Annotated in this window: 1 protein-coding gene; it reads left to right on the top strand. The window is 63.9% G+C overall.

Annotation, left to right across the window (positions count from 1 at the left end):
- Positions 1 to 107 precede the first annotated feature (107 nt).
- Positions 108 to 951 (top strand): IS5 family transposase gene (locus DQ353_RS21125; protein ID WP_502696420.1). Its coding sequence is split into 2 segments (ribosomal slippage): positions 108 to 413 and positions 415 to 951, totalling 843 coding nucleotides; the frame shifts between segments, so codons are not numbered across the junction.
- Positions 952 to 966: the final 15 nt, after the last annotated feature.

Raw genomic sequence — 966 nt, 5'->3', positions numbered from 1 at the left:
CTAGGGCGTGTCTCCTAATCGCGTTTGGTCTCATTTGGCAGAATTAACGGGTGAAATCCCGTTACTCAGTGCTCTCCGATGACCAGTGGGAACTGATCGCCCCGCTGATGCCCGATTCCACGGGCAAGTCGGGGCGTCCCTTCAATGACCACCGGCTGATGACCGAGGGCATCATCTACCGCTACCGCGCAGGGATCCCGTGGCGTGATTTGCCCGAACACTTCGGGTCGTGGAAGACCGTCTGGAAGCGCCACCGCCGCTACGCAGGCGACGGAACCTGGGACACCATCCTGGGCGCCCTGCTGACCCGCGCCGACGCCGAAGGGCTGGTCAACTGGGAGGTGTCCGTGGATTCCACGGTCAACCGTGCCCACCAGCACGGCACCAACCTCCCCCGCCACACAGGGGGAGCTGTCGAATTACAAGAATCTGCTCGAAGAGCCCCCTGACCATGCCGTTGGCAAGTCCCGCGGCGGGCTGACCACCAAGATCCATGCCCTGGTCGACGGCAACCGCCGGCCCCTGGTGCTCATGCTCGGCCCCGGGCAGGGCGGGGACTCGCCGATGTTCGAGAACCTCATGGAAGCGCTGAAGGTGGAGAAGGCCGGCCCCGGAGCGGCGAGAAGACGGCCCGACCGGGCGATGGCCGACAAGGCCTATTCCTCCAAGGCCATCCGCAAATACCTGCGGGACCGCGGCATCCAATGCGTCATCCCCGAGAAGGAAGACCAGAAGGCGAACCGCAAGCGCAAGGGGCAGGCCGGCGGGCGGCCGGTGACCTACGACAGGGAAGCATACAAGCGTCGCAACGTGGTCGAATGCAGCTTCAACACGTTGAAGCAATGGAGGTCACTGGCCACGCGCTACGACAAGCTCGCGTTGACCTACCGCTCCGCGGTCGTGCTGCATGCAGTGCTCATCTGGAGCGCTGCAATCGTGGAATCAGCATAAGGAGACACGCCCTAG

Origin of the sequence: Arthrobacter sp. AQ5-05, from assembly GCF_003287975.1 — a bacterium.
Lineage (GTDB): Bacteria > Actinomycetota > Actinomycetes > Actinomycetales > Micrococcaceae > Paeniglutamicibacter.
This window is presented reverse-complemented; position numbering and strand designations above follow the sequence as displayed.